The 7,321-nt window shown below is 71.2% G+C and carries 6 protein-coding genes; 2 read left to right on the top strand and 4 right to left on the bottom strand.

Features of this window, described 5'->3' with window-relative positions; genetic code table 11:
• Positions 1–236 precede the first annotated feature (236 nt).
• From AB0915_RS37420 to AB0915_RS37410, 3 genes are all read right to left on the bottom strand, one after another.
• Positions 237–1,115 carry a PhzF family phenazine biosynthesis isomerase gene (locus tag AB0915_RS37420; protein WP_366695626.1) on the bottom strand — a complete coding sequence of 293 codons (879 nt, stop codon included), beginning with the start codon at positions 1,113–1,115 and terminating at the stop codon, positions 237–239.
• A gap of 174 nt (positions 1,116–1,289) precedes the next feature.
• Positions 1,290–2,063, bottom strand: a complete 774-nt coding sequence (locus AB0915_RS37415; protein WP_366695624.1) for an SDR family oxidoreductase — start codon at positions 2,061–2,063, stop codon at positions 1,290–1,292.
• An 81-nt stretch (positions 2,064–2,144) separates the two neighbouring features.
• Complete coding sequence (locus AB0915_RS37410; RefSeq protein WP_366695622.1) at positions 2,145–3,146, bottom strand: Gfo/Idh/MocA family oxidoreductase; 1,002 nt, start codon at positions 3,144–3,146, stop codon at positions 2,145–2,147.
• 79 nt (positions 3,147–3,225) lie between these two features.
• Between AB0915_RS37410 and AB0915_RS37405 the strand changes: the two genes are divergently transcribed.
• Entirely contained in the window at positions 3,226–4,533 is a 1,308-nt protein-coding gene (locus AB0915_RS37405; RefSeq protein WP_366695628.1) for a multidrug effflux MFS transporter, read from the top strand.
• Between the two features lie 153 nt (positions 4,534–4,686).
• Here the strand turns inward: AB0915_RS37405 and AB0915_RS37400 are convergent, their stop codons facing one another.
• Positions 4,687–6,015, bottom strand: a complete 1,329-nt coding sequence (locus AB0915_RS37400; protein WP_366695620.1) for a hypothetical protein — start codon at positions 6,013–6,015, stop codon at positions 4,687–4,689.
• 176 nt (positions 6,016–6,191) lie between these two features.
• On the opposite strand from AB0915_RS37400, the gene AB0915_RS37395 reads away from it, so the two are divergent.
• The gene (locus tag AB0915_RS37395) at positions 6,192–7,193 is read left to right on the top strand and encodes a small ribosomal subunit Rsm22 family protein (RefSeq protein WP_366695618.1); all 1,002 of its coding nucleotides are present in this window, start codon (positions 6,192–6,194) and stop codon (positions 7,191–7,193) included.
• Positions 7,194–7,321 lie beyond the last annotated feature (128 nt).

The raw sequence follows: 7,321 nt of genomic DNA, 5'->3' as shown, positions 1-7,321 counted from the left end.
GCGACTCCGCTGGCGGCGTTGTCGTCGGTCACCGACGCTCCGCGTCGACTCCCTCCTCCGCCTTGCCATCGAAGCCGCACGACGCCGCTCGCTGATCCACTCCCCATCGCGGGGGAGGCCGTAACGGCCTGCCCCACGACAGGGAGTGGGCTCCCGACGCCCTGCGACGGGCTTCGGCGCCGCCCACGCCCGGCACATCCTCCGATGACGTCAGCAGTCCGGCCTCGGCCGGTTGCTCACTGCGCCGCGGGGATACGCGTTCCCGTGCCGCTCACCCGCACTCGCGCGTCGCCCGCGCGCAGTTCGACCGTGAGCGTGCCGGGGCGGCCCATGTCCTGGCCCTGGTGGAGGGTGAGGACCGCGGCGTCCGGGACGAGTGCCAGCTCGTGCAGGTACGCGCCGAAGGCGGCCGCCGCCGCACCCGTCGCCGGGTCCTCGACCACGCCGCCGACCGGGAACGGGTCGCGGACGTGGAAGACGGTCGCCGACTCGCGCCACACCAGCTGGACCGTGGTCAGGTCGAGCCGGTGCATCAGCGCTTCGAGGCGGGCGAAGTCGTAGTCGAGGTCGGCGAGGCGCTCCCGGCTTCCGGCGGCCAGCACCAGATGGCGGGCGCCCGCATAGGCGATCCGTGGCGGCAGGGCCGGGTCCAGGTCGCCGGCCGGCCAGTCCAGGGCGGCCAGTGCCTCGGCCAGGTCGTCCGGGGCGACATCCGTGACGTGCGGTTCGACGCTCGTGAGGGTGGCGCGGAGTTCGGTGCCGTCCTGGGCGACGGTGACCGGGACCGTACCCGCCTGAGTGGTGAACACCAGGTCGCCGGGGCCGTTGCGCTCGGCGAGGGCGATGGCTGTCGCGACGGTGGCGTGGCCGCAGAAAGGGACTTCGGCCTTCGGGCTGAAGTAGCGGATCGTGTAGCCGCGACCACCCGATTCGCCCGAAGTGCCCGGTCCGGTCAGGAAGGCTGACTCGCTGTAGCCGAGTTCCGCCGCGATCGCGAGCATCGCCGCGTCGTCGAGACCGGACGCGTCGAGGACGACCCCCGCCGGATTGCCGCCCTGCGGGTCGGCGGAGAAGGCGGTGTAGCGCAGGACCTCGGTTCCTGGAATCTCACTCATGACGCTGCTCAACCCTGCCGCGGTCCAGGGCATTCCCGCCCGGGGCGGGCCGGCGCCCCGGACCCCGGCCCGCGGGCCCGGTGACAGTTCTCGAAGCCGGTACTCCTCTTCGTCCGGGAGCAGGAGTCCCGGAGCGTGCCGCTCGGCTCGATCGGCGGCGCGCGCAAGGAATCGTCAGCCCCGGCCCACGTACGGCATCGTCGTCGCCAGGACCGTCGCGAACTGCACGTTGGCTTCCAGTGGCAGCTCCGCCATGTGCACCACCGTCCGGGCCACGTCCGCCGCTGCCATCACCGGCTCCACCGCCAGTTCCCCGTTGGCCTGGAGGATGCCGGTCCGCATCCGCTCCGTCATCTCCGTGGCCGCGTTCCCGATGTCGATCTGGCCGCAGGCGATCCGGTACGGACGGCCGTCCAGCGACAGTGACTTCGTCAGTCCGGTCATCGCGTGCTTGGTCGCCGTGTACGCCACCGAGTGGGGGCGCGGCGCATGTGCGGAGACCGAGCCGTTGTTGATGATCCGGCCGCCCTGCGGGTCCTGCTCCTTCATCTGCCGGTACGCCGCCTGCGCGCACAGGAAGGCCCCGGTCAGGTTCACATCGACGACCGTGCGCCAGTCCTCGTAGGAGAGCTCCTCGACCGGGACGGAGCGCGGGCCGAACGTGCCCGCGTTGTTGAACAGCAGGTCGACCCGGCCGGTCCACTCCCGTACGCAGGAGAAGAGCGCGTCCACGTCCTCGGGGCGGGAGACGTCGGCGGGGACGGTGATCGCCCGGGCGTGCGGCCCGGCCAGTTCCACAGTCTCGGCGAGGGGTTCGGGGCGGCGGCCGGCGAGCGCCACCGACCAGCCGGCGCCCGTCAGAGCGAGAGCCACCGCGCGGCCGATCCCGGAGCCCGCGCCCGTGACGACGGCCGTCCTCGCATCAGGGTTCAACAGTTTGTTGCTCATGAAGCCGCAGCGTACGCCTTTCGCCTCAAAAGTCGCCGCTGGGCGGCCGGTTCGGGCTCCGAGGGGTGATTCCCCGATCGATCAGCCGATGTCGTCCGCCGGGTAGCGGACGCCGATGCGGTCACGTACCGCATCGAGCGTCCGCATCACCGCCAGCGATCCGTTCAGTGGCACCAGCGGCGACTCCGTCTCACCCGCCCGCAGCGCGCGCAGGACCTCCGCCTGCTCGAACTGCATCCCGCGGAGCCCGTCGCCCGCGGTCCCCGCGGTGAACTCCTGCGGGTCGTGACCCTCCCGGTGCAGCACGAACCGCTCCGGGTAGAAGAAACCGCGCGGGAAGTCGATCCGCCCCCTGGTGCCCGTGACCGACGCGGTCTGCGGGGTGTCGGCGGTGACCGAACAGCTCAGCAGCGCCGTGGCCCCCGACTCCCAGCCCAGCAGCATGCCGGTGTTCAGATCGACGCCCTCCGGGGAGAGCAGCGCATCGGCCTGGACACGGTCCGGCTCACCCAGCAGCAGATGCGCGAACGACACCGGGTACACCCCGAGGTCCAGCAGCGCGCCGCCGCCGAGCGCCCGGTCCCGCAGCCGGTGGTCCGGGCCGAACGGACCCGCGAGCCCGAAGTCGGCCTGCACGGTACGGATCTCGCCGATGGCGCCGTCGGCGATCAGTGAGGTCAGCCGCCGGACGACCGGGTTGCAGTACGTCCACATCGCCTCCATGAGGAAGAGACCACGGTCCCGGGCGAGCGCCACGAGTTCCTCCGCCTCCCGGGAATTGAGGGTGAACGCCTTCTCGCACAGCACGTGCTTCCCGGCCTCCAGACAGAGCGCGGTGGCCTCCCGGTGCGCGGAGTGCGGCGTGGCCACGTACACCACGTCGACCTCGTCGTCGGCGGCGAGGTCGGCCCAGTTGCCGTACGCCTTCGGTATGCCGAACCGGTCGGCGAACGCCTTCGCCGCCGTGTCCGTACGGGACGCCACAGCGACCACTTCCGTGTCGGGCATCGCCTGCAGGTCAGCGGTGAAGGTCGCGGCGATGCCACCCGTAGCCAGCACGCCCCAACGCACGGTCCTGCCCATGCCTGCCCCCAAGAAAAGGTCTCGACCACTCCGGCTGAGCTGAGAGCATAGAGGCGGATTCAACTATTTGGAGATGAGAATGCCGGAGACCGGCGTGAGCCGAGCCCAGCACGCAGACATATCGAATGCCACAGCCGGGCCCGGGACCGGCCGGGGCACCGGTGCCGGGCCCGCCGCCACCGCTGCGGCCCGCCGCACCGCACTCCTCGTCACCCTCGTCCTCGGCGGTCTCACCGCACTCCCGCCGCTCTCCATGGACATGTACCTGCCGGCGCTGCCGGCGGTCACCGACGCCCTGCACGCCCCCGCGGCCACCGTCCAGCTCACCCTCACCGCCTGCCTCGCCGGAATGGCGCTCGGCCAGGTCGTCGTCGGACCGATGAGCGACCGCTGGGGCCGGCGCCGGCCGCTGCTCCTCGGCATGGCGGTCTACGTACTCGCCACCGCGATCTGCGTCTTCGCGCCCACCGCGGAACTCCTCATCGGCTTCCGCCTCCTGCAGGGCCTGGCCGGCGCGGCCGGCATCGTCATCGCCCGGGCCGTTGTCCGTGACATGTACGGCGGCGTGGAGATGGCCAGGTTCTTCTCCACCCTGATGCTGATCTCCGGCGTCGCACCGATCGTCGCGCCGCTGATCGGCGGACAGGTGCTGCGGTTCACCGACTGGCGGGGCATCTTCGCCGTCCTCACCGTCGTCGGCGTCGTGCTCACCCTCGTCGTCTGGAAGTGGCTGCACGAGACGCTGCCGCCGGAGGAACGGCACACCGGCGGGATCGGCGACGCTCTGCGCACCATGCGCGGGCTCCTCGGCGACCGGGTCTTCACCGGTTACATGATCGCGGGCAGCCTCGCCTTCGCCGCGCTCTTCGCCTATGTGAGTGCCTCGCCGTTCGTGGTCCAGGAAATCTACGGTGCCTCGCCGCAGACCTTCAGCCTGCTCTTCGGTATCAACTCGATCGGCCTGATCACCGTCGGCCAGATCAACGGCAAGCTGCTGGTGGGCCGGATCAGCCTGGACAAGGCGCTCGGCTTCGGGCTCGGCGTCATCGTCCTCGCCGCGGTCGCGCTTCTGCTGATGACGTCCGGGATCTTCGGCGAGGTCGGTTTGATACCGGTCGCCGCCGGGCTCTTCGTCCTGATGTCGGCGATGGGGCTCGCGATGCCGAACACCAATGCGCAGGCGCTCATGCGTACCAAGCACGCAGCGGGTTCCGCCTCGGCGCTGCTCGGCACGTCGTCGTTCCTGATCGGGGCCGCCGCCTCACCGCTCGTCGGGATCGCGGGGGAGGAGACGGCCGTCCCGATGGCGGTCGTCCAGGTGGTGTGCGCGGTCGGCGCGATGGCCTGCTTCCTGGCCCTGTGCCGACCCTGGCAACGGCAGTCGTAGGAGCTCAGGAACGATGTGGGGGTGTCCGGCGGATCATGGGCCGGGGCCGCGACGCTCAAAGGGCTTGCAGGGAGTCGCGGTGTTGCTTGCCTGCAAGCCCTTACGGCTTCCCGCGCGCGGTACGGAGCACACTCCCTACCGCGGGGGAGGCCGTCAGCGGGGCGCGCGCGGGTAGCCGAGCAGGTGCAGCCGGTCCAGCTCGTCCGTCCAGCGGAACACGCCGACGCCTGCCTCTGCCTCCGCGCCCGGCAGCCGCACATTGGACGGCAGCCCCTCCGGGGTCCCCGTGACGACCTCGACGGCGACCGGGCGGCCGCTGCCGTTCAGGGCGTCCGTCGCGTTGCGCACGTTCGTCGCGCCGTACGCGGTGCCCTCGTCCGTGACGGAGGCCAGCGTCAGCCGCTTCGAACCGTCCGGTGCCTCCAGGCAGAAACCCTTCTTCGCCGTCAGGTCGAAGGCAAGGTTCCCGGCCACCAGATAGCCCCCCGAGGGCGACATGACGGCCTGCGGGTACTGGCCCGGCTTGATGGCCACCTTGTTGCACTCCACCGTGGCCACCGGTTTCCCCGTCTCCGCGTCGTGCACCGCCCACAGGTCATGGGTCCGCGCCAGGTTCTGCCCCTTGGCGAGCTGCCACTTGGCCAGCACCCAGCCGGGGGCCACGGTCGTCGGGATTCCGCTGGTGCGGTCGGTGTTCTTCGGGGCGACGTTCCGGCTGAACCAGCCGCCCTGCACCCAGAACTCCCGTGCCCCGCTCACCAGGAGGCCCTGCTTCGTCAGTCCGAACACCTCGGTGAGCTGCTTGCAGGACGGGCAGCCCTTCGGGTACTTCAGCGCCGAGGGAGCGATCTTCGAGAACTGTCCGGTCGCCGGGTCGACCACCACACTGGTCGTCCGGCCGTCGCTGATCAGGATGTCGGGGCCGGAGGCGATCACGCTCGGTGCGGAGGACCACGGCACCTCGATGCGCCGCCGGGCGCCGTCCTTCACGTCGTACACATCGAGGGAGACGATCGTGTCGGCCGGGGTCAGCGCGTTCACGCCGACCTTTCCGTACGACCAGGTGACGAAGTACTCCACGTCGTTCTTGGTGACCAGGATCAGCTTGGGGGAGTGCTTCGAGGCCGGCGGCCGCCAGTTCTCGCCCTTCCAGCCCGCCCTTCCGGTCTCCGAGTCGATGGTCTCCAGCCGGTACTGGTTGTCGGCGACCCGCAGCAGATAGCCGAGGCGTCCCGTCGTCCGGGAGATCGCGTAGTCGGGGGAGGTGTTGACGAGCTCCCAGCCGCTTTGCGTGGTGTACGCGGGAGGAACCGTGAGCTGCGTCGCCGGGCCCGGACCCGTGGGCGTCGGCACCGGTTTCGTCGGCTTGTCGGCGCCCTTCCGGTCCTGGTTGCCCCCGGCACCGCACGTGGCCAGCAGAAGCAGCAGGGCGAGCACGAGCACCCCGGCGACCAGAGTCAGGCGCACGATCTTCTGTCTCATGGTCCCCTCCGATGAGCAATCCTGGCGTCGCGCCGGTCAGCGTAGCAACTGGCCAGGGTTTACCAGCAGTTCGGATTCGGCGCTGTTCTGCGAAGGTCCCGCGCCGGGCGACGGGGCGCAGGACGGGACAGACACCGGCCAGGGAACAACCGGTCGAATCCGCCTACAATTCGTCGGTGAACGTCACCCTCTCCACCGCGGAAGCCCTGCGCACGGCGCTGGCCGGACTCCTCGACGGGCTGCCGCCCAGGCAGGCCGCGCAGGCCGTCGACAGGCTCATCGCCAACTACCGGGGGACCACCCCCACCGATGCCCCGGTGCTCCGCGACCGCTCGGACGTCGCCGCGTATGCCGCGTACCGCATGCCCGCGACCTTCGAAGCGGTACGGTCCGCCCTCGCCGCCCTCCGCGAGGCAGCCCCGGAGTGGACGCCCGCCACGCACACCGACATCGGCGGCGGCACGGGTGCGGCGAGCTGGGCCGTCGCCGGGGCCTGGGAAGGCCAGCGGACCACCGTCCTGGACTGGGCCGAGCCCGCGCTCACCCTCGGCCGCGAGCTCGCCGAGGCCTCCGGCATCGAGGCCCTGCGCACCGCCGAGTGGCGGCGGGCCCGGATCGGTGCAGGACTGGAGCTCGACCCCACGGACCTGGTGACCATCAGCTATGTACTCAAGGAACTGACGGCGCAGGCGCGCACCGGGCTGGTCGACACCGCGGCGGCCGCCGCACAGGCCGTCGTGATCGTCGAGCCCGGCACCCCCGACGGCTACGCGCGCGTCATCGAGGCCCGCGACCGGCTGATCGCCGCCGGACTGACGGTCGCCGCCCCGTGCCCGCACAGCGACGCGTGCCCCATCGTGCCGGGCACCGACTGGTGCCACTTCTCGGCCCGGGTCAGCCGCTCCTCGCTGCACCGGCAGGTGAAGGGTGGCTCGCTGCCGTACGAGGACGAGAAGTTCAGCTATGTCGTGGCGACCCGCTTCGCCACCGAACCGGTACCCGCCCGGGTCACCCGCAAGCCGCAGATCCGCAAGGGGCAGGTGCTGCTGGACCTGTGCACCCGCGACGAGGCCCTGCAGCGCTCCACGGTCACCAAGCGGCACGGCGAGCTGTACCGGGCCGCCCGGGACATCGCGTGGGGCGACGCCTGGCCGCCGCCCCACGGTGAGGGTGACTAGTGCCTCTCTCGGCAAACACTGCCGGTCACGGCACTAGGGCGTGTTTCGAAAGTCCCGCCTGCCTGGCGGCGTCTGGCACGCACGCTCGCTGCGTTGTCGGGCTCGCCCCGATACGCCCAGTATCGGGG

This window comes from Streptomyces sp. NPDC048411 (assembly GCF_040704695.1).
Classification (GTDB): domain Bacteria; phylum Actinomycetota; class Actinomycetes; order Streptomycetales; family Streptomycetaceae; genus Streptomyces.
This window is presented reverse-complemented; position numbering and strand designations above follow the sequence as displayed.

Coding starts and splice junctions, on each gene's coding strand:
- AB0915_RS37405 (WP_366695628.1), top strand. CDS start 3,226: ATGCCGGAGACCGGCGTGAGCCGAGCCCAGCACGCAGACATATCGAAT.
- AB0915_RS37400 (WP_366695620.1), bottom strand. CDS start 6,015: ATGAGACAGAAGATCGTGCGCCTGACTCTGGTCGCCGGGGTGCTCGTG.
- AB0915_RS37410 (WP_366695622.1), bottom strand. CDS start 3,146: ATGGGCAGGACCGTGCGTTGGGGCGTGCTGGCTACGGGTGGCATCGCC.
- AB0915_RS37415 (WP_366695624.1), bottom strand. CDS start 2,063: ATGAGCAACAAACTGTTGAACCCTGATGCGAGGACGGCCGTCGTCACG.
- AB0915_RS37420 (WP_366695626.1), bottom strand. CDS start 1,115: ATGAGTGAGATTCCAGGAACCGAGGTCCTGCGCTACACCGCCTTCTCC.